Origin of the sequence: Mycobacterium sp. AZCC_0083 (assembly GCF_014202335.1) — a bacterium.
GTDB lineage: Bacteria > Actinomycetota > Actinomycetes > Mycobacteriales > Mycobacteriaceae > Mycobacterium.
Genome location: NZ_JACHGP010000012.1, coordinates 180,944 through 204,433, shown reverse-complemented (window position 1 = coordinate 204,433; position 23,490 = coordinate 180,944). Strand labels below are relative to the sequence as shown.

Genomic DNA, 23,490 nt, shown 5'->3' with positions numbered 1-23,490 from the left:
CCCCGCACACCAATACTGGACCGGCACAGAGCGCGGCGACGGGGCGACCTCAACTGAGCGTGGTACCCGAGCAGATCGAACTCGAGCCGGCAACCGACGACGAAGACGAGCAGTGGCAGGAACGCGCGCTGTGCGCGCAGACCGACCCCGAGGCGTTCTTCCCCGAGAAGGGCGGCTCGACGCGTGAGGCCAAGCGCATCTGCTTGGGCTGCGACGTGAAGGACAGGTGCCTGGATTACGCCTTGGCGCACGACGAGCGCTTCGGCATCTGGGGAGGCCTCTCCGAGCGTGAACGCCGTCGCCTCAAGCGCGGCATCATCTGAGCTGACCGACCGCGTCGGAGTTCAGTCGTCGTCGATCGTCGGGTCGATGACGGAGGGTTCGACGCCCAAATAGGTGGCCACCTGGGCCACCAGCACTTCATGCAGCAGGTCCGCGAGCTCGGCGGTGTCCTTCGCCCGTCGCTCGATTGGCTTGCGGAACAACATAATTCGTGCGCGTGTGGCATTGCCCCGCACATCCACCCCTGCCGGGATCAGTCGGGCCAGCGCGATGGGCCCGTCGGCGATCACCTCAGGCGGCCACTGCACGCTGTCGGGATCCTTCGGTGCGATCCTCGGAATCTCGTCGACCGCGACGTCGAGCGTCGAGAGACGGTCCTGCCACCGCCGCTCAATGGGCTCGTAGGCTTCGAGGACCGCCATGTCGAACAGTTCGGCCCTGCTGCGCCATCCCGGCACGGTGGGTGGGAGCAGCGGACCGCGCATGTCCCGGCCACGGCGTGATCTCGGGTCGGCCATCGGCAGATCGTAACGGTTGGAGATCGGCCGACGTCCGGCTGCGCGTGTCGTGCTCGCGCGACGTCGCCAGCAGATAGCCTCGCTTGCGTGAACGTTCCCCGTCGCTGCTGCCGGCCCGGGTGCCCGCACTACGCCGTGGCGACGCTGACCTTCGTGTACCGAGACTCGACGGCGGTCGTCGGGCCGCTGGCCACCGTGTCGGAACCGCACTCGTGGGATCTGTGCGTCAAGCACGCCGGCCGGATCACCGCCCCGCGCGGCTGGGAGCTGGTGCGGCACGCAGGCCCACTTCCCTCGCACAGCGAGGATGACGATCTGGTGGCTTTGGCCGATGCGGTCCGTGAGGGACGCGACGGCGTTTCGGCCATGGGCGGCGTAGTCGCCGGGTTCACCGACCCATCGACGGGCGTGCACGGCGGCGCGTTGATGGCGCCGGCCGCCCCCCGCTCTGAGCACAACGGTCGGCGGCGCGGACATTTGCGCGTTCTGCCCGATCCCGGTGACTAGACACCTACCGTTTCACCTACCGTTTCGGGGCTCGGCCGGACTTTGCGGTGGCGCCGCGGTGCGAGCCTCGGCGTGAGAATTCGCGAGCCGATAGGCTGGCGCCACGACCATTTCCGGCTAGGGGATCCAAGGAGATTTATGTCTCGGCCCGCTGCGGCTGTCAACCGCGTCATCAAGGCGTATGACGTGCGGGGTCTGGTCGGTGAAGAGATCGACGAGGCCTTCGTCTCCGACGTCGGTGGCGCATTCGCGCGGCTGGTGCGCGACGAAGGGTCGCCCGGCGCCACGCAGGTCGTGATCGGCTACGACATGCGGTCCAGCTCGCCCTCACTTGCCGACGCGTTCGCCGAGGGCGTCGTGGCACAGGGCCTCGACGTCATCCGGATCGGCCTGGCGTCAACCGATCAGCTCTACTTCGCCTCAGGCCTTATGGACTGTCCCGGCGCCATGTTCACCGCAAGCCACAACCCAGCCGCCTACAACGGCATCAAGCTGTGCCGTGCCGGTGCCAAGCCGGTGGGCAAGGAGAGCGGTCTCGCCACCATCAGCGGTGAGGTGATCGACGGCGTCCCCACGCACGACGGACCGGTCGGCGTGATCCGTGATCGAGACGTGCTTGACGACTACGGGCAGTTCCTACGATCGCTCGTCGACGTGTCCGGCGGCAGGCCGCTGCGGGTGGCCGTCGACGCGGGCAACGGCATGGCCGGCCACACCACCCCTGGAGTCCTTGATCCCATCCCTGGGATCACGTTGCTGCCGTTGTTCTTCGAACTCGACGGCACGTTCCCGAACCACGAGGCCAACCCGCTGGACCCGGCGAACCTGGTCGATCTGCAGGCCCACGTGCTGGACACCGGCGCCGACATCGGACTGGCCTTCGACGGCGACGCCGACCGCTGCTTCGTCGTCGACGAACTCGGTCGACCCATCTCGCCGTCGGCGGTGACCGCACTGGTGGCGGGCCGAGAACTCAGCCGTGAGATCGGCGCGACCGTCATTCACAATCTGATCACCTCGCGGGCGGTGCCGGAGCTGATCGTCGAACGGGGCGGCACGGCCGTGCGCGCCCGCGTCGGTCACTCCTACATCAAGGGCCTGATGGCCGAGACCGGCGCGATCTTCGGCGGCGAGCACTCGGCGCATTACTACTTCCGCGACTTCTGGGGTGCCGACTCCGGCATGCTGGCCGCGCTGCACGTCCTGGCGGCGCTCGGCGAGCAGGATCGGCCGCTATCGCAGATCATGGCCGACTACCAACGGTACGAGGCCTCCGGCGAGATCAACTTCACCGTCGCCGACGCGCCGACTTGCGTGGACTCGGTGCTGAAGTCGTTTGGCAGCCGCATCCACTCCATCGACCATCTCGACGGCGTGACCGTCGATCTCGGCGACGGAACGTGGTTCAACCTGCGCACGTCCAACACCGAGCCGTTGCTGCGCCTGAACGTCGAGGCGCGCTCCACCGACGGCGTCAACGAGGTCGTCGAGCACGTCGCCGAGCTGATCGCCACGCACACCGGGGCTGCCACGTGAGCGCGGACCCCCGCGCACAATCGGCGACCGTCGACCTCGACGACGCCGAGGGTTTGCTCGCTGCCGATCGCGAGGGCCTGCTGCGGGCGGCGTCGATGGCGGGTGCCCAGGTTCGCGCGATGGCCGCCGCGCTGGACGAAGGCGTTCTCGAGCCGCTGCGGTCAGACCTGCCGCCGCGCACCGTGATCTGGGTGGCCAATCGCGGCGCGGCCGAGGCGGCCGGACTGATGCTGGCTGCCGCCCTCGGTGGGTCGACGGCGGCGCCGATCGTCGTTGCACCAGAGGTGCCGCCCTGGATCGGCGCGCTGGATGTTCTGGTCGTGTCCGGAGACGATCCCGTCGATCCGGTGCTGGTGTCGGCCGCGGCGACGGGGACGCGGCGGGGCGCGCGCGTGGTCGTGGTGGCCCCGCACGAGGGTCCCCTTCAAGAAGTCGCCGCCGGGCGCGCGGTGGTGCTCGAACCGCGCCTGAGGGTGCCCGACGACTTCGGGCTCGCCCGCTACTTCTCCGCGGGCCTGGCCATCCTGAGCGTGGTGGATCCAGGGATGCAGATCGACATCGCCGGTCTGGCCGACGAACTGGACGCCGAGGCGCTGCGCAACAGCGCTGGCCGCGAGCTGTTCACCAACCCCGCCAAGACGCTCGCAGACCGCATGTCCGGGCGCGACGTCGTGCTGGCCGGCGACAAACCGGCGACGTTGGCGCTCGCCAGGCATGCTGGGGCGGTGCTGCTGCGGGTTGGCCACAAACCCGTGGCGGCCGTCGGGCTCGCCGACCTCGTGGTCGCCCTGCACGGCGGAATCGCCAGGACCGCAACCTATTACGAGACGTCGATCTTCCACGACGAGGAACTCGACGGTCCACTGCCCGCGGCGATTCGTTCCGTCGTCCTCGCAGCGGACGACGAACGTCCTGCGATCGCGGCGAGGTTGGCGGGCTACGACGGCCTCGACGTGGTCAGCGCCAAGGACGTCCCCGACGTCGCGACTCCGGAGGGCGGCCGCCTCGAGCAGCAGTTGGCGACGTTGGCGGTGCGGTTGGACATGACAGCGGTTTACCTGCGACTGGTTCGAGGTTAACGAGTGGACCTGCTACACGGTGCGGTGCGGACCTACGCATGGGGGTCGCGCACTGCGATTGCCGAATTCACTGGACGACCAAGTCCGACAGCGCATCCCGAAGCGGAGCTGTGGTTCGGTGCCCACCCAGGCGGTCCGGCTCGGCTCGAGACGGACAGCGGTGAGCAATCGCTGCTCGACGTCATCAAGGCTGATCCCGAGGGGCAGTTGGGCGCGGCCACCAGGGAGCGCTTCGGCGACGCATTGCCCTTCCTGGCCAAGGTGCTGGCAGCCGACGAACCGCTCTCGCTGCAGGCGCATCCGAGCGCGGAGCAGGCGCTCGAGGGCTTCACCCGCGAGGACCGTCTCAAGATCCCGGTGACGGCGCCGACGCGCAACTACCGCGACCGCAGCCACAAACCCGAGCTCATCGTGGCGCTCGGCCCGTTCGAGGCCCTTGCCGGATTCCGGCCGGCAGCACGCAGCGTCGAGTTGATGCGCGCGCTGGCCGTGTCCGACCTCGACTCGTTCATCGACCTGCTGTCCGGACAGTCCGAGGCCGACGGACTGCGGGCGCTGTTCACCACCTGGATCACCGCACCCCAGCCCGACCTCGACGTGCTGGTGCCCGCCGTGCTCGACGGTGCGGTGAACTACCTCCGTTCGGGCGAAACGCGATTCGCAGCCGAAGCCAAGACCGTGCTGGAGCTCGGTGAGCGCTATCCAGGCGATGCGGGCGTACTCGCCGCCTTGCTGCTCAACCGCATCACCTTGAAGCCCGGCGAGGGCATCTACCTGCCCGCCGGAAATCTGCACGCCTACCTGCACGGGGTTGGCTTCGAGGTAATGGCCAACTCCGACAACGTATTGCGTGGCGGGTTGACGCCCAAGCACGTCGACGTGCCCGAGTTGCTGCGGGTGCTGGACTTCACCCCGACGGATGAGTCCCACATTCGCCCCGAGGCCGTCGGAGACGGAATCGAACTCGTCTACCGCACGCCTGCACCGGAGTTCGCGGTATCGGTACTGCATCTGGATAGCGACCACTTGGGCCACGAGGTCGACGCGCCCGCGCGCCACGACGGACCGCAGATCCTGCTGTGCACCGAGGGCGCCGTGACGGTGCACGCCAAGTCCAGCGTGTTGCGGATCGAGAAGGGTGCGGCCGCCTGGGTTGCGGCCGACGACGGGCCCATCCGGCTCGTCGCCGAACAGCCGACGAAGCTGTTCCGCGCCACGGTGGGTATCTAGGGGGCACGATGTCGACGGCCGGCAGTACCAGGGCAATCATTGCCGCACTGCTGGCGAACGCCGGCATCGCCGTCGCGAAGTTCGTCGGCTTCATCATCACGGGCAGTTCCTCGATGTTGGCCGAGTCGGTGCACTCCGTTGCCGACACCTCCAACCAGGGCCTGTTGCTGTTCGGGCAGCGGCAAGCGCGAAAGGAGGCAGACGACCTGCATCCGTTCGGCTACGGCCGCAGCCGGTACTTCTACTCGTTCGTCGTGGCGCTGGTGCTGTTCACGCTCGGTTCGGTGTTCGCGCTCTACGAGGGCTACCACAAGATCAGCCACCCGGAGGAGTTGACGTCACCAGTGGTGGCGATGGCCATCCTGCTGGTCGCAATCTGCTTGGAGTCCTACAGCTTTCGCACCGCAGCGGTGGAGTCACGACCGCTCAAGGGGTCGGCCAGCTGGTGGCACTTCATCCGGACGTCGCGCAATCCCGAGTTACCGGTGGTGCTGCTGGAGGATACCGGCGCGTTGATCGGGCTGGCGCTCGCGCTGGGCGGCGTTGGGCTGTCGATGCTGACCGGCGACCCGGTGTGGGACGGCATCGGCACCATGGCGATCGGTGTTCTGCTCGGCATCATCGCCGTCATCCTGATGATCGAGATGCACAGCCTGCTCATCGGTGAAGGCGCAACCAGCCAGGAGGACAAGGCGATTCGAGCGGCGCTGGAGCAGACCCCGAACGTCGACCGCCTGATTCACATCCGCACGCAGTACCTCGGACCCGACGAGCTGTTGGTTGGCGCAAAGATCGCACTGGCTGCCGACACCGATCTGGCCACGGTCGCCGCCACCATCGACGCCGCCGAGTCGGCCGTGCGTGCCGCGGTACCCGCGGCGCGGGTCATCTACTTGGAACCCGATCTCGATCGCGCCTTGACCGGCTAGCAGCGCGCTTCTCGGTCCACCAGAGTCGCGCGTTGTGCCGGATGGTGCGCCCGATCAACCGTCCCGACGGAACCATCCAGAGGCTGTCCAGCAGGCTGAAGCGACGTAGAAACCATTCGGCGAGAACGGGATCGGTCTCTGCGGCCCCGAGGAACTGGTCGAAGAGGTCACCGACGGGCCGGAACCACCACCGAGCCTCACCCGTGGCGTTGTGCAGGCTCAGGTCGCCGATGGCGGTCATCATCCACACCGGCCAGGTGGTCTTCGCCGTCGCCTGCGCCAGCCTGCCCGCAATGTCGGGATCGCCGGATCGAAGCACCTCGCCGAGGTTGCCCGCCTGGATCGACGACATCGTCATGCCCTGTCCGAACGTCGGGTTGAAGCTCACCACGGCGTCGCCGAACGGGATGATGCCGGTCGGGAAGCGGTTCATCTTGTCGTAGCGTCGCCATCGACTGGTCGGGTACTTGTGGAACGCCACGTCCCCGATCGGTTCGCCCTTGCGCACCGCCGCGCTGATGTGGGCGGGCAGGATCTGTTCCGCCAGCGCGCACATCTGCGGGAAGTTCTGCGGTGGTTCGACTTTCGCGGTGCCGTACGTCGTCAGGCCCCAGTTGCCGTCCTCGTAGAACAGCATGCCGAGGCCGAGCGGCTGGTCGTGGCAGGCTCCTGCGACGATCACCTTCTCCTCGATCAGGCCGTCGGGGATGCGGATCTGATGGGTGGCGTAACCGATGCCGACCTCGACGGTGTCCTCGGTCGGCCTGTCGAATCCCCACTGCTCCAACCACACTGGCAGGCGGGTGCCACGTCCGGTCGCGTCGACGACCAGATCGGCTTCGATCGCATTCGTGTCGTCTGCATCGAGCAGCACGCCCGTCACGCGTTCCTCGGCCGGGTCGTACTGGGGTTGGGCGATGCCGCGCCGCACCAACTCGACGTTCGGGAGTGCCAACGCGCGGCGCCTGATCTGCCATTCCAGGTGCGGCCGACTCGGCACGTAGGCGGTGAACTCGTCACGCAGCGTGGCCTGGGTGCCAAGGACGTGGCCTGCCGCGCCGAAGTGGATGCAGTCGGGCCGGTTCTCCAGGACGGGCACCCCCGCGGCCACCATGTCGTCGAGCAGACCGGGAAACAACCCCTCGAACTCGGCGGCGCCGCGCGCCATCAACAGGTGGACGTGCTTGCCCTGTGGCACCGCGGGCCGGTTGGCCGGCTGGTCGGGAAGGTCGTCGCGTTCGAAGACCGTCACCTTGGCGTAGTGGTCCGACAGCACGCGAGCCGCGCACATGCCCGCGATGCTCGCGCCGATGACGACAGCGTGTTCCCGCACCATCGGCTGGACGCTACCGGGCGGCCTTCGCCGCACGCCCACTTCTGCAGGAGGGTCATGAAACCGTCCTATTTTACAAAAGGTGGATCTGTGTATAGACAGCGGACAAAACAGTCGCTATCGTCAAACGGGACAGTGACGCAGCTCTCGTAGGAGGTGGCCAGAGATGGCATCAGATCTTTCGGAGGTATCGGGGTCCGTGGCCCCGGTCGACCAATGGCGCGACAAGAAGCGGTACCTGTGGCTGATGGGCCTGATCGCGCCGACGGCGCTGTTCGTGGTGCTGCCGCTGGTGTGGGCGTTCAACCAGTGGGGCTGGCACGCCGCCGCGCAGGTGCCGTTCTGGATCGGCCCGATCCTGCTCTATGTGCTGCTGCCCGTCCTGGACCTGCGGTTCGGTCCCGACGGCCAGAACCCGCCCGATGAGGTGATGGAGCGGCTGGAGAACGACGAGTACTACCGGTACTGCACCTACATCTACATCCCGTTCCAGTACGCGAGCGTGATCTTCGGCGCCTACCTGTTCACGGCGTCGGATCTGAGCTGGCTGGGCTTCGACGGGGGCCTGAACTGGGTCGCCAAGATCGGTCTTGCGCTGTCGGTGGGCATGCTCGGCGGGGTGGGCATCAACACCGCGCACGAGATGGGCCACAAGAAGGACGAGCTGGAACGCTGGCTGGCCAAGATCACCCTGGCCCAGACCCTGTACGGCCACTTCTACATCGAGCACAACCGCGGCCACCACGTGCGCGTTGCCACCCCGGAGGATCCCGCGTCGGCCCGCTTCGGCGAAACGTTCTGGGAATTCCTGCCGCGCAGCGTCTGGGGCAGCCTGAAGTCGTCGTGGGAACTCGAGGCAGCGCGGCTGCGCAGGCTCGACAAGAGTCCGTGGCACTGGTCCAACGACGTGCTCAACGCGTGGGCGATGTCGGCGGTGCTGTACGGCGCGCTCATCGCGATCTTCGGCGTCGCGCTGATCCCGTACGTGGTGATCTCGGCCGTCTTCGGGTTCACGCTCCTGGAGACCGTCAACTACCTCGAGCACTACGGACTTCTCCGGCAGAAGACCCCCAGCGGACGCTACGAGCGATGCGCGCCCGAACACAGCTGGAACTCCGACCACATCGTGACCAACCTGTTCCTCTACCACCTGCAGCGGCACAGCGATCACCACGCCAACCCGACGCGTCGCTACCAGACGCTGCGGAGCATGGACACCGCGCCGTGCCTGCCCAGCGGGTATGCGTCGATGATCGGGCTCACCTACTTCCCGCCGCTGTGGCGCAAGGTGATGGACCACCGCGTCGTCGCGCACTACGAGGGCGACATCACGCGGGTCAACATCCACCCAAGGATGCGCGACAAAGTGCTCGCCAAGTATGGAGTGCAAGCATGAGCGCCTTCAAGTGCCCCGGCTGTGACTATGTCTACGACGAGGCGAAGGGTGCACCACGCGAAGGATTTCCGGCAGGGACCAAGTGGGACGACGTGCCCGACGACTGGTGCTGCCCTGACTGTGCAGTACGCGAGAAGATCGACTTCGACGAGATGGGAGTGAAGAAATGAGTGAGGCATACAAGCTGTTCGTGTGCGTGCAATGTGGATTCGAGTACGACGAGGAGAAGGGATGGCCCGAGGACGGCATTGCACCCGGCACCCGTTGGGACGACATCCCGGAAGGCTGGAGCTGCCCGGACTGCGGCGCGGCCAAGTCGGACTTCGAGATGGTCGAGGTTGCCCGGCCGTGACGATTAGTGTCGCCCGTATGCCGGAGCCAATCAGAGGCGCCCCGACCGGGGGCGGGTCGGCGCAACGGGTCCCGTTCGCCGAGGCGTCGCGGGTCCTGCTGCGTCACTCGATCCTCGATGGCATGCGGGACATGCTGGTGACCCGGGACTGGTCGTCGATCACGCTGTCGGACGTCGCAAGGGCGGCAGGCATCAGCAGGCAGACCATCTACAACGAGTTCGGATCGCGCCAGGGCCTCGCCGAGGGGTACGCGCTGCGATTGGCCGACCGGCTGGTCGACGCCGTCGCCGAGGCCATCGAGGGCAACGTCGGCAACATCTACCAGGCCTTCCTGGACGGGTTCCGCGCCTTCTTCGTGGAGTCGGCGTCCGATCCGCTCGTCATCTCGCTGCTGACCGGCGGTGCCAAGCCCGACCTGCTGCAGATCATCACCACGGACAGTGCGCCGATCATCTCCAGGTGCTCGCAGCGCCTGACGACGACGCTGACGTCGAGCTGGGTGCGCGCCAGCGAAGAGGACGCCGGAGTGCTGGCCAGGGCCATCGTGCGGCTGGCGATGAGTTATGTCTCCATGCCGCCAGAAGCCGACCACGACGTAGCCCGAGATCTGGCCCGATTGATGACGCCGTTCGCCGAACGCTACGGTGTTGTGGATACCCCCTAGCTGTCAGAGCGCCTGAGCGCCTGTCCCGCGAGCCCGCAGGCTGAGGGTGTCGCCGGCGCAAACCTGTGCGCTCACGGGCAACAAATTACGAATGAATAGGGGCTCTACATGACTGAGCTGAAGGCGGATGTCCGCAACGGCATCGACTTCAAGGTTGCGGATCTGTCGCTGGCCGAGTTCGGCCGCAAGGAGATCCGGCTGGCCGAGCACGAGATGCCAGGTCTGATGACGCTGCGTCGCGAGTACGCCGACGTGCTGCCGCTCAAGGGCGCGCGCGTCTCCGGGTCGCTGCACATGACCATCCAGACCGCGGTGCTCATCGAGACGCTCGTTTCACTCGGTGCCGAGGTGCGCTGGGCGTCGTGCAACATCTTCTCCACCCAGGACCACGCCGCCGCCGCGACGGTCGTCGGCCCGCACGGCACAGTCGAGGAGCCCAAGGGCGTCCCGGTGTTCGCGTGGAAGGGCGAAAGCCTCGAGGACTACTGGTGGGCCGCCGAGCAGATGCTCACCTGGCCGGGTGAGCCGGCGAACATGATCCTCGACGATGGCGGTGACGCCACCATGCTGGTGTTGCGTGGCGCGCAGTACGAGAAGGCCGGCGTCGTGCCTCCCACCGAGGACGACGACTCCGACGAGTGGAAGGTGTTCCTGGCGCTGGTCCGGGCGCGCTTCGAGACCGACAAGACCAAGTGGACCAAGATCGCCGAGTCCGTCCAGGGCGTCACCGAAGAGACCACCACCGGTGTGCTGCGGCTCTACCAGTTCGCCGCTGCCGGCGAGCTGGCGTTCCCCGCGATCAACGTCAACGACTCGGTGACCAAGAGCAAGTTCGACAACAAGTACGGCACCCGGCACTCGCTGATCGACGGCATCAACCGCGGCACCGATGTCCTGATCGGCGGCAAGGCCGCTCTGGTCTGCGGCTACGGCGACGTCGGCAAGGGCTGCGCCGAGGCGCTCAAGGCGCAGGGTGCGCGTGTCGCGGTGACCGAGATCGATCCGATCAACGCGCTGCAGGCGCTGATGGACGGTTTCGAGGTCAAGACGGTCGAGCAGGCCATCGGCTGGGCCGACATCGTCATCACCGCGACCGGCAACCAGGGCATCATCACCCTCGAGCACATGAAGGCGATGAAGCACCAGGCGATCCTGGGCAACATCGGGCACTTCGACGACGAGATCGAGATGGCGCGTTTGGAGAAGGATCCCAAGATTCGTCGGATCAACATCAAGCCGCAGGTCGACGAATTCGTCTTCGAGGACGGACATTCCATCATCGTGTTGTCCGAGGGGCGTCTGCTGAACCTCGGCAACGCGACCGGGCACCCGTCGTTCGTGATGAGCAACAGCTTCTCCAACCAGGTGATCGCGCAGATCGAGCTGTGGACCAAGAACGACGAGTACGACAACGAGGTCTACCGCCTGGCCAAGCACCTCGACGAGAAGGTCGCCAAGATCCACGTCGAGGCCCTCGGTGGATCGCTGACGCGGCTCACCAAGGAGCAGGCCGAGTACATCAACGTCGACGTCGACGGCCCGTACAAGCCCGAGCACTACCGCTACTGAGGACCACCCAGCACCGCATCGAGACTGCGGGCAGATCGCCACAACGCCGAAAGGTGCGATCTGTCCGCAGTTTCGGCGTTTGCGGTGAGCTGCTCACAACGGAGCGAGGCGGTGGGGCTCCCTGGATAATTACGCACGATTCGTGCCCGGTACCCGTGTTGGCCCGGTTTAGGATCGAACCGGGGGAGTTCGAGATGGAGAGGCCGATTCGGGAAATGTCGGACGATCGAGATCAACACCGACGCACGCAGTATCGATGATCGCGGCGTTCGACGATATCGACGCGGTCGTCCGCGCCGCTGAAAGCTACATGGCAGCAGGCGATTTCCGGGGTGCCGAGTCAGTCGTCGGGACGGCGCTGGGCGCCCACCCGAACCACCCGCGTCTGCTGACGGTCTACGCCCGCGTGAAGCTGGGGCAGTCCGACTATGTGGCGGCCGCGAGCAGCGCGCACGCGGCGCTCTCGGTTGCGCCGGAGGACGAGTACGCGATGCGCGTTTACAGTCATGCGCTCGAACTGCAGGGCCGGATTCCCGAAGCGCTCACGATGGCGTGGCAGACGGCAACGGCGCATCCTCAGAGTAATTTGGCCCACCACACCTACGCGCGCATGCTTTCTGACGCGGGCCGCCCGGTCGAGGCGATGACGGCCATCAACGAGGCGCTTCGGCTGAACCCAAACGACGCCGATGCCTTTAACCTCCGGGGCGACATCCGGGTCGCCCTCGGTGAGGTCGATGCGGCCGAGGCCGATTATCGGCATGCGCTGCAGCTGAATCCCATGGACGCCAGCGTCGTTCACAACCTGGCGACGCTCGAGTACCAGCGCCGCAGGCGATGGAGCGCAGTCCGCGGCTTCGTCGTTGCCGAACGGCTCGACCCGAGGTTCGGCGATGTGGTGCGTCGGAACGTCGGGGTGGTGCTCACCGGCGTGCTGCGGCGCTCGGCGTGGCTGGTGTTGATCGTGACGATCGCGGTGGTCGCGACGTACAACATGCGTGACGACGGAGCGACGGTCATCCCGCGGGTGGTCGCCGGTGTGGGGGCGGTACTGCTGGTGGCGATGTCGATCCCGGTGCTGCGCAATGTGCCAGGTCCGATGCTCACATCCGTTCTGCGGCAACGACAGATCCTCGCCGTCAGGATCCTGCAGTTGCTCGCCGCCGTGGTGTTGGGTGCGCTGACGGCCGTCGCCGGGGCGTTGACGGTGCCGGGGGTGGCGGCGTCGTTCCTGCTGCTCTCGGTACCCGTCGTCGCGATGGTCGGCGCGATTACCGGCGAGCGGCTGTGGTGATCTGCAGCGACGACCGCTGCCTGGTCCACCCGCCGTAGTTAGCGGTGCGGTGGTGTGAATCGCTCAGAGGAGTGAATCGGTGCGGGCGGCTCGCCCAGTGCCTGGGTGATTCGCTCGATAACTGCCTGCTTCAACTGCCCGCTGTTCTCTGGCAATCCCGGTACCCAGCCTGTTTCAGCAAGCAGCACAACTGGATTGGTGAGTTCTGCGACAGCTACCGAACCAGCCGGTATTAGGAGTGTTCCTGGGAGATTGCAACTTCCAACTCGTCAGGGTGACGCGACAGCGGTGCGATGGATCGGCCCCTGATCGTGACTAATGCTGCAACGCGTTCCGCCGTGAAGTTCTCGCTGGCGATTCGCGGATCGGTTGATGTGGAAAGAACAGCCGAGGCGGCGAACGACCCATTTGGCGGAGGGCCGGACATGCCGCGGTATGTGATTCCCGGCGCGGTGCGCGATTGCGTCAGCCACGGTGTCCGGCATCTCGCTCCTTCTTCGCTTCGATCGCAGTCAGTGTCGCGTTCGCGGCACGTCGCACGAACTCATCATCAGTTGCTTCGCCATGCACCCCCCACTGCCAGCTTCCAACGTAGGTTTTCGTGGTGTTCTCCAGGCCGGGAAACCCGACTTGAAGGCCGGCCACAGCCGGTAGTGCTGGCGCGGCTTCCGGCATTCCGCGCACGATCTGGATCACGATCTCTGCGGTATCACCGACGTATCGCGCGTTTTGGTCCCCACCCGTCCCGACGAGGTAGCCGTCCGGAGGTCCGTCACCACGCATGCTCCGGTTGGCCGCCACCCATATCGTTTCCAGGCCACCGTCGATGACCAACCCGTCGGGGTAAGCAACCACCGCGTGACGCAGTTCCGACAGACCCGTGCCGAGCAACAGCAGGCCGTCGTAGGGGTAACTCCTCAAACTTTGGATCGGTTCGCAACCGCCGACCGCCCATTTGCGGGCGTAGGGAACCGACAGTCCTTGTCCTTTGCGCATCCGAGCGCGGAGCACATCGGCGATGTCAGAAGGGAGCACTAGTTCGTCCCATCGGCGACATCTGCGCTAGAAATGCCGGCGCCTGTTCCGTGGTTTCCATTTCCGGGCGGATCAGCGCCAGTTCCAGCCGACGCATCGGCCGATCTCGCGGAGTGCATCCACCGTCAGACCGGGATGCAGTGTGCGAAACCGCGCCATGATGTCGTTCACGCCCTGCACCAACGTCATGTCGCCCCACTCGATCGGCATGGCATTCGCCTCCCGCACGAGCGCGACAACCTCGGCGGCCACTTGTGCACCAGGCCCAGGTCCGTAGATGTCAAGGAGCCGCTGTTCGTCTACATGGGGCATGGCGGTATGACCGATCGCCTCGACGACCGCCCTACTGAGTTCAGAATCGTCCACGCCGAAGCCCCGTCATCACTCGAGAATATCGCGCGCTCGACGAGGGCTCTGCGCCAATTTGAGGCCATGTTGGAGGTTCCAGGCTGGACGCCCAAATCGATTCTGCGACAACGGCAAATACTCAACATCAGAACTCTGCGGCTCTTCGCAGGAGTGGTGTTGGTGCGCAGACTACTTGCTCTCACCCGATAGGATCCTGAAGCAACAGGCTGGCCATGGCTGAGGCGATACCGACCCGGGGGCTGCAATCCAATGAAGACGATCACCATCGCTTTCGACATTGATGGAACGCTTCGTGACAACACCATCACCGATTCTTACGTCGCGAATGAGCGAATCCGAACGCTGTTGATCACCCTGTCGAGTATGAAGAACACCCGCATCATGGTCTGGTCAGGTGGTGGCGAAGGCTATGCGCGCAAGGTGGTCAACGCTCTGGGCATCGAGAAGTACGTGGATGAGTACGGCGACAAGGGCTATGGCGGGTACGACGTGGATGGGCACCCCATCTTCCATACCGATCTGAAGCCGGACATCGCGTTCGACGACATCGAGGAATTCAGCCTCGGCACCCTGAATCTCGTTGTGCAAGAGAAGGGATTCACGCCGGGCTACGTGCCACCCGAGAGCCGGTGACACGGACTTGGCGTTCGGCGCATTTGGCCGGGGAGAAGGTGGCGCGGCAGCCTCCACAATCGGCAGCCGCGAATCGGCCCAGCGGTCAGAGTCGTACGTCAGGCTTTGTCGATCGTCGGTGCATTCGCACGATCCATGCTATTCCGATGCGGCGAAGTCGAATAGCACGTCCGTCGTTACTCCTTGATGCTGTAGTTCGTCGATGAGAATCCGATTACTCGAGTGGGTCGGTGGGTAGTGGCCGCTGTGGTCGGTGAGCCCCAACAAGTGCCCATCGCGAACACGGAGCTCGCCTGCGGCCGCTACTGGGCCGCCTCCCGACAGCGTGGAATGGTGGATTCGCGAGACTACCCGTCGCAGGGACACATAGAAGTTGCCGTGCGGGTCCAAGATGAACAGAGCGAGCTCGGCATTCGGACGCCACGATGCCGTTGCCATCCGGGTGTCCAACCGGCCTCCATCAATTGTTCTGAATCGTCCCTCTTCGTCGATCACAGCGCGATGCCGTGCTAGCTGATCAGGTGACCACCGTTCGACGCCAGACGCTTGAGATGTTAGGTCTGGCATGAGGCTTCGTTGTTGGGACCGCAGCGGATGCTTCGCGAGGCCCGGTCGGTCGCTAGGCGGAGCGAACAATGTCAGATCAGTTTGGTCCAGTGCGGTAACGCGGTGAATCTCTTCGACGACGCGTGATGTTCCAAAATTGCCGCCGGCGAACACCACGATTCCTGAGTCGCTGAGGTTGAGCGGTGCCGACAATCCTATGGCTATTCCGGAATCCAAATGGAGAAGTAGTCTACGTTGGTGCGTTCCCGGGGCTTCGCCGAACTCGAATCCGAGGCGCTGACTGACTTCGAGCTGTCGCAACTCGATTCTGCCGATGGGCTGGGTAACTCCCACCAGTTGATCCCAGTCGCCCAATTTCAGTTCAACTATAGGTGGCGGTGGCCAGGGATTAATTTTGCGCAGTTCTGCGGCTAGCGCGTATAAAAACAATCGAAAGTCGTTTTCGGCATGCGGGGTTGGGATTGTGCGGACGGATCCGCCTTGAGCAAGTGCGGCCTCAATAGCCTCAAGATAGGCTTCCGGACCGCTCTCGAGGCATCGATGCGCAACGATCGCTCGAGACATTTCGAATGCCGCTCGACCATCCAGAATCGAGACGTACTGCAAACAATAGAGTATCTGGCTGACTGTGCCGCGCCACCACATCGTGATGGTCACCGCCTTCCTACTGGCAAAGGTTTGGTCTTCAGCGCCCGGTGTCAGGTTTAGGCGGCCATGGTTGGCGCCTCCGCAAATTCTCGGCTATCAATGCTAGGAATCTGCGCATGTCATCTTCGGAGTGTCGAAGTTCGTCCATGCCATGCGGGGGCTCTGCCCATTCATCAGTCATGATGAGAGTGTTGGTGACAAGTGCACCCTGAATCGCATCCAGAAAAAATTTGGGCCCCTGACCAAAAGAGCGATATTCGATGATGGCATCGGCAGTGATCGCGGCATTGGCCTCATCGAGGTCCTTTTTGAATAGCATCCCGTACAGGATCATATTTATCCCGCCTCGCCACGCTTCTGTGGTCATCTCATGTTCCTTCCGGTGCGATCCATTCGACGTTAATCGAATGAATATCTATTCCCTGCCTAGCAAGTTCATCAAGAATATTCTGGGTATTGGTACGGCCTGGCATATAGTGGCCGGAATTTCCCGTTACTTCGACGAGTCGTCCATTGACTACGGATAGTTCTCCGGCGCCGGTCACGGGATTTCCACTTGAAAGAGTTGAATGATGAAGTCGGCCGCGTTCTTGTTCAAGAGATGCGTAGATGTTCCCATGCGGGTCCATGATGAATATGGCCCGACCACCATCTGGCGTCCAGTGCGATGTCGCGCCAGTGGTATCGAAGAGAGTGCCGTCGGTATCGCGCATGTGTCCGTGTTCGTCAACGACGACACGGTGCTGTTCGAGTTTTTCCGGGGACCAGCGCTCGACACTCTGTCCAGGGAACGGATTGTGTGGATGGTTGGGGTCGGTTTCATGTGCAAAACGGGCAGGCATGTGCTTCTCCGGAAGGGGATTGTCCCGATGCAGGGGCGGATGGGACTCTGCGAAATCCGCTGGCGCCCCTGAATCCGGGGATCCTGGTGCGCTCTGAGACGGCGAATCGACAGGCGCCTCATGTGTCGTGGGTGCCTGCGGTTCGTTTGGTCCGTGGCTCGCCGGTCGCGGAGTGGACGGCTCTGGTCCGTGACCTCTTGGTTCGCCCGGCGCGCCGTGGGCGGCTTTCATGGGTGGGTCGACCAGTGCCGATGGCGTGTTTCCCGCACCCGGTCCGGCGCTGGCAGGCGTCTGCGTGCGCGGACTCTCCGGTGAACCACCTTGCGGCGCCTTGGATTCGGGCGTACGTGCTGAGGGCTCTGGGGTCTGTGCCCTAGCCGGGCCACCATCCGACGGACTGTGAACTGGGCCAGGGGCGTGCGGCGCCATCGGCATACCGCCTCCGGCCATCGGGGCGGGCGCCGTTGCTGCCGGCTCATGAGGCCGGGCGTCGGCGTCACCCGGTGCGTGCGATGGTTCGCGCGGCTGGCCGCCATCCGTAGACGGTCGTTCGTGCGCGCCGGGAGATTCGGCAGCAGGCGTGTGAGCAGGCTGCTGGTCGGCCGGCGCGTGCGGCCCTTCGTCGGGTCGTCCGGCGTAGCCCTCGGAAGCCGGCTGATGACTCTCGTTCGGCGCGTAGTTCCCGTCACCCCGTGCCTCGGTGATGCCATTCCCAGGCGACGAGTGATCGACAGGAGACGGCCCGGGTTCCGATGGCGATTGGCCGGTGTCGTGAGGGCTTGCAGGACTTGGTGATTCGGGTGCGTGCTGGGTTGCAGGTGCGGGCGCATCGCCAGCGGAAGGCGTCGGGCTGGGGGCCGACGGCTCCGAAACACGCGGCGGCTCACCAGCACCCGACGACGGCGACTGCGGAGCGGGCCCGTCGACACGACCCGGCCCGGAGTCGGGCGGACCGACGGGCCGTCCACCCGGAGGATCCGGCGGACCCCCGCCGGGTGGCCCGCCGGAGCCGCCGAGGCCCTGCGGGGTGTGCGGTGCCTCGGGGGCGTGCGGAGTAGAAGGGTTGACGAGCGAGTCGGGGACTCGCGGTGGCGTGAACTCCGGAACCCCTGGGTGGCCCGGCCCGGCCCCTGGCAGGTTGTCCAAGCTGGGAAGGGATTTGCCGCCGCCCAAACCGGGCAGATCCGAGATTCGGGGGAGGCGTCCCTCCTCGAGCAGCTTGCTGCCGTACCTCAGGCCCTTCGCAATCGAGCCCGTCTTGGTCGCCGCGCCGCCGGGGACGAAGAGCGAGCCGATGTTGAACGCGGCCTCGCCGACGCCCCTGCCTGGGTGGTCACCGGTCAACTGGTCGTAGGCGATGAATTGCTTGCCCATGTTCAGCAGCACGTCGTCCAACTTCGTTGGATCTTCAGCCACCGACATGGCCATCTCGGCCATGCCCTTCCAAGTGTCGGCATCGGCCAGCAACACCAGACCCGACACGGTGCCAATCAGGCCATTGACCACACCGAGCTGGAAGTCGGTGTAGACGATGACGGCATCGGCGAGGGTGTTTCCCAGTTCATCGCCGAACGCGGCGATCAGAACCGGCCGTGCCCACTTCTGGAAGTCATCCAGCAACTCACCGAGGGCCTTGGTGAGGTCAGAGAGTAGCCCGACGACTCCCTTGACTTCGTTCTGGAAGTTCTCCAGGACCGTGCCGACGTCGTTGGCGACTTGGCGCAGGATGTCGTCACCCTCGCCGGTAAGGATCCCCGTTACCGTGTCCCATAGACCGTCGAGGGAAATCCGGTCCAAGAGGCGGCGGATGGCGTCTTGGGCCTTCTGTACTCCGTTGGCGAAATCGTCGGTGTTGGTCGCGATGGTCGTCGCATGTTCCGACAGCGACGGCAAGTACTCACCGATCTCCCCGAGACACTCCTGGATTTTTCGCTGCTCGGGGATGTGCTGTTGTGACAGCGCGGTTTTCAATGCCGGTATGTCGTCGTTGAACGCAGACAACCCGGTGGCGAAGTTCTTCCATTGGGCTGCGGTGAGACGCATCAAAGACGGATTGCCCGTGGGCCACGTCATGACCGCGCCCGCAAATGGCCCGATGCCCGGGAACGCGTTGAGCAACCCTTGGATCAGACCCCACTTGGCCGGCGGGGGAACGATCGCCCCGCTCGGCCCCGTGGGTGCGTCCACGGCCTTCGTCTCACTGGGCTCAGGACCGACGGAGCCCTTGGGTCCGCCTCCGCCGATGGTCGACGCGGCGTCGGCGTTCTTGTAGTTGTAGCCCGTCGCCTCCAAGCAGCGGCCGGTGCCCTTGAAGCGATTGGCCGCCTCGGCCAGTGTGTTGGCGAACGCCTGCGCCTCGTCCCCGTAGGTCAACCCGAAGTGGGCCCCAGCTGGATCCCAGCCCGAAGCGATTCCACTGCCCAACGCCGCGCCGAGGGCACCGGACAGCGCGTCAAGCTGCGCGCCGATCGAACTCATCTTCTGGCCCGCCCGCAGCAGAACCTCGGGATCGACCTCGATCCGGCCATCCGCGGTTACTGCCCCCACATCTCCCCGTTCTTCTTGACCGCGTCCGTGTAGTTCTTCTCCGCTGCCTGCGCGATCTTCTTCAACTGGTCGAGTGACGTCTTCATCTGCTCGGCGCCCGTATCCCACTGCTGCTGCGCCTGCGCCTGTTGGTCTGACGCGTCCCCGTGCCACGTCGCCCGCAATGTGGCCATGGCGTGGTCAACGTCGGAGAGGACCTCCGTGACGTCCTTTTCGAACTTCTGCATGCGATCGATGGCCGCCAGCATTTGAGCGAAATCGACCACCAGTTCACTCATCGCGTCCTCTTGATTGCCTGGTCGCTCGGCGGTGGTGTCGTTTCACCGCGATCGACCGGCGCGGTTCCTACCGACTGTTCACCGGAAGGTGCTGCGGCCCCGTCCCGTTCGCCGTCACGCTTCTCGGACTCGTCGCGATGTTCCTCGGAGCCCTCGCGCTTCTCGTCCTTCTCGGCTTCGTCACCCTTGTCTGGGTGCGCCTGCCCGGCCTGCTGAGCGAGCCCCATCGCCAGCTGCGCGGCCTGCTGGGCAAGCCCGGTCACCGCTTGCGCGGACTGCTGTGCCATCCCGGCGGCCGCTTGACCGAGCTGCGAAACCGACGACATCGCCTGTTGCCCGGCACCTGCGGACTGTCCGCCCGCGCTCCCGCCGCCGGTACCGCTGCCCAACCCCATGTCGGGAGCGCCCTGGCCACCCGAAGCGACGCTGCCACCACTGCCCGTCGCCCCGCCCGAACTCTGAACCGTCGAGCCGAGTGCGTCGGCGCCCGCCTCGTCGGTCTTGGCGTACTCCTTGCCTGCGAACGTCAACAGCTCCGACATCCGCTGCAAGGCCTGAACGACCTGGTCTGCGCCCTTGTGCCAGCCCTCCCACGCCGGGCCGTAGGCCGACGCGGCCCCGCCCTTCCATCCGGAGCCCAGCAACTGCGTGGTCTCGTCGTCGACGCTCGCCAACCCGTCCTTCAGACGTTGTGCGGCGCCCTCCAGACGGGCGGATGCGGAGTGCAACTCCGATACGACGACTTCAACCGACTGTCCCACCGGACAGACCTCCAGCCACTAGACGGACAGCTCACAAAAGCCTATCGGCGCTCGAGGGGGGCTGGACGCACCAGTTACGCTGCGGCTCGTGCTCATTGCGATCGAGGGCGTCGACGGCGCGGGCAAGCACACCTTGACGCAGGGTCTGCGCTCGGCGTTCGAATCCGCGGGCAAGTCGGTCGCCACCCTTGCCTTCCCCCGGTACGGCGCCTCGGTGCACGCGGACCTGGCCGCCGAGGCGTTGCACGGCGGCCACGGCGACCTGTCGTCGTCGGTGTACGCCATGGCAGTGCTGTTCGCGTTGGACCGCGCCGGTGCGCACGCCGAGATCGCGAGCCGCAGCGCCGACCACGACGTCGTCATCCTCGACCGCTACGTCGCGTCCAACGCCGCCTACAGCGCCGCAAGGCTGCATCAGAGCGTCGACGGCGAGGTCGTGGCGTGGGTGCGCGAGCTGGAGTTCGACCGCCTTGGCAACCCCGCCCCGGACTGGCAGGTGCTGCTGGCGGTGCCGACCGAACTCGCCGCGCAACGTGCGCAGCGTCGCGCCGAGGCCGACGCCGAGCGGGCGCGCGACGCCTACGAACGCGACGACGGTCTCCAGCGCCGCACCAACGAGGCGTACGCCGCTTTGGCCGCTGCGCAGTGGGGTGGACGCTGGGTGGTGGCCGGGCCGGACGTCGACGCGGCCGATCTCGCGTCGACGCTGGCCCCCTGAACTGGGCACAGCGGGCAAAACACCCGGTGTGGTATCCCGGGTTTATCGCGATTCGGTGACACCATGGACACCATGAGGCAAAGGATCCTAGTCGTCGATGACGACCCATCGCTCGCCGAGATGCTGACGATCGTGCTGCGTGGGGAAGGTTTCGACACCGCAGTCATCGGTGACGGCACCCAGGCCCTGACCGCGGTCCGCGAACTGCGGCCCGACCTGGTGCTGTTGGATCTGATGTTGCCCGGCATGAATGGCATCGACGTCTGCCGCGTGCTGCGCGCCGACTCGGGTGTGCCCATCGTCATGCTGACCGCCAAGACGGACACCGTTGACGTCGTGTTGGGTCTGGAATCGGGCGCCGACGACTACGTCATGAAGCCGTTCAAGCAGAAGGAGCTCATCGCGCGGGTGCGGGCACGACTGCGTCGCAACGACGACGGCCCCGCCGAGATGCTCTCGATCGCCGACATCGACATCGACGTGCCCGCCCACAAGGTCACCCGGATGGACGAGCAGATCTCGCTGACGCCGCTGGAGTTCGACCTCTTGGTGGCGTTGGCGCGCAAACCGCGGCAGGTGTTTACTCGGGATGTGCTGCTCGAACAGGTCTGGGGATACCGACACCCAGCCGACACCCGTTTGGTGAATGTGCACGTCCAGCGGCTGCGGGCCAAGGTTGAGAAGGATCCGGAGAACCCGCAGGTGGTGCTCACCGTTCGAGGAGTGGGATACAAGGCCGGACCTCCGTGATCTGGAGCTCGAGACGGCGCATCCGCAGCCGCTCAGCGCCGATGTTGCGCGGGCTCGGAGCGTTGGGTCGAGCGCTGGGCTTCGCATGGCGTCGATCACTGCAACTGCGCGTCGTGACGTTGACCCTCGGGCTGTCCATGGCCGTGATCCTCGTCCTGGGCTTCGTGCTGACGAGTCAGATCACCGACCGCACGCTCGAGGTCAAGGTCCGTGCGGCGACCGAGGAGATCGAGCGTGCCCGCAACACGGTGAGCGGGATCGTCGGCGGTGAGGAGACCCGCTCGCTGGACAGCAGTCTGCAGTTGGCCCGCAACACCCTGATCGACCGCAAGGCGGATTCCGGTGCCGGGCTGGCAGGCGCATTCGACGCCGTGCTGGTGGTACCTGGCGACGGCCCGCGGGCCGCGACCGCGGCGGGCCCCGTCGACCAGGTGCCCAACACCTTGCGGGACTTCGTCAAGGCCGGGCAGGTCAGTTACCAGTACGCGACGGTGCGGACCGACGGCTTCTCCGGGCCCGCGCTGATCGTCGGCAGCCCGACGTCGTCGTCGGTGACCAACCTCGAGCTGTACCTGATCTTCCCGTTGCACAACGAGCAGAGCACCATCGCGCTGATGCGCGGCACCATCCTCACCGGCGGTTTGGTGTTGCTCGGCCTGCTGGCCGCCATCGCCCTGTTGGTGGCACGCCAGATCGTGCTCCCGGTGCGGTCGGCGTCGCGGATCGCCGAACGGTTCGCCGAAGGCCACCTCACCGAGCGGATGCCGGTGCGCGGCGAGGACGACATGGCGCGCCTTGCGGTGTCGTTCAACGACATGGCCGAGAGCTTGTCGCGGCAGATCACCCAACTCGAGGAGTTCGGAAATCTGCAGCGCCGCTTCACTTCCGACGTCAGCCACGAGCTGCGCACCCCATTGACGACGGTCCGGATGGCCGCCGACCTGATCTATGACCACAGCGAGGACCTCGAGCCTGCACTGCGGCGGTCCACCGAGTTGATGGTCAGCGAACTGGACCGGTTCGAGACGCTGCTCAACGACCTGCTGGAGATCTCCCGCCACGACGCAGGCGTCGCCGAATTGTCGGTCGAGTCGGAGGATCTGCGGACCGTGGTGGAGAGTGCACTCGACAACGTCGGTCATCTCGCGAACGACGCCGCAGTGGACTTGATCGTCGACATGCCTGCGACGGAGGTGATCGCCGAGGTCGATCAGCGTCGGGTGGAACGGATTCTGCGCAACCTCATCGCCAACGCCATCGACCACGCCGAGGGCAAACCGGTGCGGATCCGGATGGTGGCCGACGAGGACACCGTCGCGGTCACGGTGCGCGACTACGGCGTCGGTCTGCGTCCCGGTGAAGAGAAGCTCGTCTTCAGCCGGTTCTGGCGGTCCGACCCGTCGCGCGTGCGGCGCTCCGGCGGCACCGGTCTCGGCCTGGCGATCAGCATCGAGGACGCCCGGCTGCACCAGGGTCGGCTGGAGGCTTGGGGTGAGCCGGGCAAGGGCGCGTCCTTCCGGCTCACCCTTCCGCTGGTGCGTGGCCACAAGGTGACGACCAGTCCGTTGCCCCTCAAGCCCATTGGGCCGGACCGGCCGCCGCGCCGCGCGCCGCAGAATCGTGAACCGGCGGGGGATCGGGCGTGAGACGCG

Annotated in this window: 25 protein-coding genes; 16 read left to right on the top strand and 9 right to left on the bottom strand. The window is 65.7% G+C overall.

Translation table 11 applies throughout. From position 1 onward, the window contains the following. The first annotated feature begins 53 nt into the window (after window positions 1–53). Window positions 54–323 carry a WhiB family transcriptional regulator gene (locus HNP02_RS28330; RefSeq protein WP_255507048.1) on the top strand — a complete coding sequence of 90 codons (270 nt, stop codon included), beginning with the start codon at window positions 54–56 and terminating at the stop codon, window positions 321–323. A 21-nt stretch (window positions 324–344) separates the two neighbouring features. On the opposite strand, the gene HNP02_RS28325 is transcribed toward HNP02_RS28330, so the two are convergent. After that, window positions 345–767 (bottom strand): metallopeptidase family protein, encoded by a 423-nt coding sequence (locus HNP02_RS28325; RefSeq protein ID WP_184444006.1) that lies wholly within the window; start codon window positions 765–767, stop codon window positions 345–347. Window positions 768–887: 120 nt separating this feature from the next. Between HNP02_RS28325 and HNP02_RS28320 the strand changes: the two genes are divergently transcribed. From HNP02_RS28320 to HNP02_RS28300, 5 genes are all read left to right on the top strand, one after another. Further along, window positions 888–1,307: a DUF3499 domain-containing protein gene (locus HNP02_RS28320; protein ID WP_184443944.1), complete on the top strand. Its 420-nt coding sequence runs from the start codon at window positions 888–890 to the stop codon at window positions 1,305–1,307. A 138-nt stretch (window positions 1,308–1,445) separates the two neighbouring features. Continuing rightward, a complete protein-coding gene (locus HNP02_RS28315; RefSeq protein WP_184443943.1) occupies window positions 1,446–2,843 on the top strand; it encodes a phosphomannomutase/phosphoglucomutase in 1,398 nt (465 codons plus the stop codon). Continuing rightward, on the top strand, window positions 2,840–3,922 hold the full coding sequence (locus HNP02_RS28310; RefSeq protein ID WP_184443942.1) for a TobH protein: 1,083 nt from the start codon (window positions 2,840–2,842) through the stop codon (window positions 3,920–3,922). Before HNP02_RS28315 ends, HNP02_RS28310 begins: the two co-directional genes overlap by 4 nt. A 3-nt stretch (window positions 3,923–3,925) precedes the next feature. Then, the gene (gene manA, locus HNP02_RS28305) at window positions 3,926–5,152 is read left to right on the top strand and encodes a mannose-6-phosphate isomerase, class I (protein WP_184443941.1); all 1,227 of its coding nucleotides are present in this window, start codon (window positions 3,926–3,928) and stop codon (window positions 5,150–5,152) included. A gap of 8 nt (window positions 5,153–5,160) precedes the next feature. Continuing rightward, a complete protein-coding gene (locus HNP02_RS28300; RefSeq protein WP_184443940.1) occupies window positions 5,161–6,081 on the top strand; it encodes a cation diffusion facilitator family transporter in 921 nt (306 codons plus the stop codon). Here the strand turns inward: HNP02_RS28300 and HNP02_RS28295 are convergent. Beyond that, a complete protein-coding gene (locus HNP02_RS28295; protein ID WP_184443939.1) occupies window positions 6,038–7,417 on the bottom strand; it encodes an NAD(P)/FAD-dependent oxidoreductase in 1,380 nt (459 codons plus the stop codon). The genes HNP02_RS28300 and HNP02_RS28295 overlap by 44 nt on opposite strands. A 163-nt stretch (window positions 7,418–7,580) precedes the next feature. Between HNP02_RS28295 and HNP02_RS28290 the strand changes: the two genes are divergently transcribed. From HNP02_RS28290 to HNP02_RS28265, 6 genes are all read left to right on the top strand, one after another. Further along, window positions 7,581–8,810: an alkane 1-monooxygenase gene (locus HNP02_RS28290; protein ID WP_184443938.1), complete on the top strand. Its 1,230-nt coding sequence runs from the start codon at window positions 7,581–7,583 to the stop codon at window positions 8,808–8,810. Beyond that, window positions 8,807–8,980: a rubredoxin gene (locus HNP02_RS28285; protein WP_184443937.1), complete on the top strand. Its 174-nt coding sequence runs from the start codon at window positions 8,807–8,809 to the stop codon at window positions 8,978–8,980. Before HNP02_RS28290 ends, HNP02_RS28285 begins: the two co-directional genes overlap by 4 nt. Next, window positions 8,977–9,162, top strand: coding sequence for a rubredoxin (locus tag HNP02_RS28280; RefSeq protein ID WP_184443936.1), 186 nt, complete (start codon window positions 8,977–8,979; stop codon window positions 9,160–9,162). Before HNP02_RS28285 ends, HNP02_RS28280 begins: the two co-directional genes overlap by 4 nt. Before the next feature lie 17 nt (window positions 9,163–9,179). Further along, window positions 9,180–9,827 (top strand): TetR family transcriptional regulator, encoded by a 648-nt coding sequence (locus tag HNP02_RS28275; protein ID WP_184443935.1) that lies wholly within the window; start codon window positions 9,180–9,182, stop codon window positions 9,825–9,827. A 108-nt stretch (window positions 9,828–9,935) separates the two neighbouring features. Further along, entirely contained in the window at window positions 9,936–11,396 is a 1,461-nt protein-coding gene (gene ahcY, locus HNP02_RS28270) for an adenosylhomocysteinase (RefSeq protein ID WP_184443934.1), read from the top strand. Between the two features lie 256 nt (window positions 11,397–11,652). Beyond that, window positions 11,653–12,690 carry a tetratricopeptide repeat protein gene (locus tag HNP02_RS28265; protein ID WP_184443933.1) on the top strand — a complete coding sequence of 346 codons (1,038 nt, stop codon included), beginning with the start codon at window positions 11,653–11,655 and terminating at the stop codon, window positions 12,688–12,690. 465 nt (window positions 12,691–13,155) lie between these two features. Here the strand turns inward: HNP02_RS28265 and HNP02_RS28260 are convergent, their stop codons facing one another. Together HNP02_RS28260 and HNP02_RS28255 are read right to left on the bottom strand one after the other, a co-directional pair. Beyond that, window positions 13,156–13,725, bottom strand: coding sequence for a hypothetical protein (locus HNP02_RS28260; RefSeq protein ID WP_184443932.1), 570 nt, complete (start codon window positions 13,723–13,725; stop codon window positions 13,156–13,158). A 72-nt stretch (window positions 13,726–13,797) separates the two neighbouring features. Next, entirely contained in the window at window positions 13,798–14,091 is a 294-nt protein-coding gene (locus tag HNP02_RS28255; protein ID WP_184443931.1) for a hypothetical protein, read from the bottom strand. Window positions 14,092–14,343: 252 nt separating this feature from the next. Between HNP02_RS28255 and HNP02_RS28250 the strand changes: the two genes are divergently transcribed. Next, a complete protein-coding gene (locus HNP02_RS28250; protein ID WP_184443930.1) occupies window positions 14,344–14,727 on the top strand; it encodes a hypothetical protein in 384 nt (127 codons plus the stop codon). 138 nt (window positions 14,728–14,865) lie between these two features. Here the strand turns inward: HNP02_RS28250 and HNP02_RS28245 are convergent, their stop codons facing one another. Genes HNP02_RS28245 through HNP02_RS28225 form a run of 5 tightly spaced genes read right to left on the bottom strand, consistent with a single transcriptional unit; the run spans window position 14,866 to window position 20,370 of the window. Beyond that, window positions 14,866–15,951: a hypothetical protein gene (locus HNP02_RS28245; protein ID WP_184443929.1), complete on the bottom strand. Its 1,086-nt coding sequence runs from the start codon at window positions 15,949–15,951 to the stop codon at window positions 14,866–14,868. 28 nt (window positions 15,952–15,979) lie between these two features. Then, window positions 15,980–16,309 carry a hypothetical protein gene (locus HNP02_RS28240; RefSeq protein WP_184443928.1) on the bottom strand — a complete coding sequence of 110 codons (330 nt, stop codon included), beginning with the start codon at window positions 16,307–16,309 and terminating at the stop codon, window positions 15,980–15,982. A gap of 1 nt (window position 16,310) precedes the next feature. Then, a complete protein-coding gene (locus HNP02_RS28235) occupies window positions 16,311–19,331 on the bottom strand; it encodes a PE domain-containing protein (RefSeq protein WP_184443927.1) in 3,021 nt (1,006 codons plus the stop codon). Beyond that, window positions 19,319–19,609 carry a WXG100 family type VII secretion target gene (locus HNP02_RS28230; RefSeq protein WP_184443926.1) on the bottom strand — a complete coding sequence of 97 codons (291 nt, stop codon included), beginning with the start codon at window positions 19,607–19,609 and terminating at the stop codon, window positions 19,319–19,321. The genes HNP02_RS28235 and HNP02_RS28230 overlap by 13 nt, the downstream gene beginning before the upstream one ends. Then, complete coding sequence (locus HNP02_RS28225) at window positions 19,606–20,370, bottom strand: WXG100 family type VII secretion target (RefSeq protein WP_184443925.1); 765 nt, start codon at window positions 20,368–20,370, stop codon at window positions 19,606–19,608. Before HNP02_RS28225 ends, HNP02_RS28230 begins: the two co-directional genes overlap by 4 nt. A gap of 88 nt (window positions 20,371–20,458) precedes the next feature. Between HNP02_RS28225 and HNP02_RS28220 the strand changes: the two genes are divergently transcribed. The 3 genes from HNP02_RS28220 to mtrB all read left to right on the top strand — a co-directional run bounded on the left by HNP02_RS28220 (window position 20,459) and on the right by mtrB (window position 23,484). Further along, window positions 20,459–21,088 carry a dTMP kinase gene (locus tag HNP02_RS28220; RefSeq protein WP_184443924.1) on the top strand — a complete coding sequence of 210 codons (630 nt, stop codon included), beginning with the start codon at window positions 20,459–20,461 and terminating at the stop codon, window positions 21,086–21,088. Window positions 21,089–21,151: 63 nt separating this feature from the next. Continuing rightward, window positions 21,152–21,838, top strand: a complete 687-nt coding sequence (mtrA, locus tag HNP02_RS28215; RefSeq protein ID WP_184443923.1) for a two-component system response regulator MtrA — start codon at window positions 21,152–21,154, stop codon at window positions 21,836–21,838. Further along, the gene (gene mtrB / locus HNP02_RS28210) at window positions 21,835–23,484 is read left to right on the top strand and encodes an MtrAB system histidine kinase MtrB (protein WP_184443922.1); all 1,650 of its coding nucleotides are present in this window, start codon (window positions 21,835–21,837) and stop codon (window positions 23,482–23,484) included. The genes mtrA and mtrB overlap by 4 nt, the downstream gene beginning before the upstream one ends. Window positions 23,485–23,490: the final 6 nt, after the last annotated feature.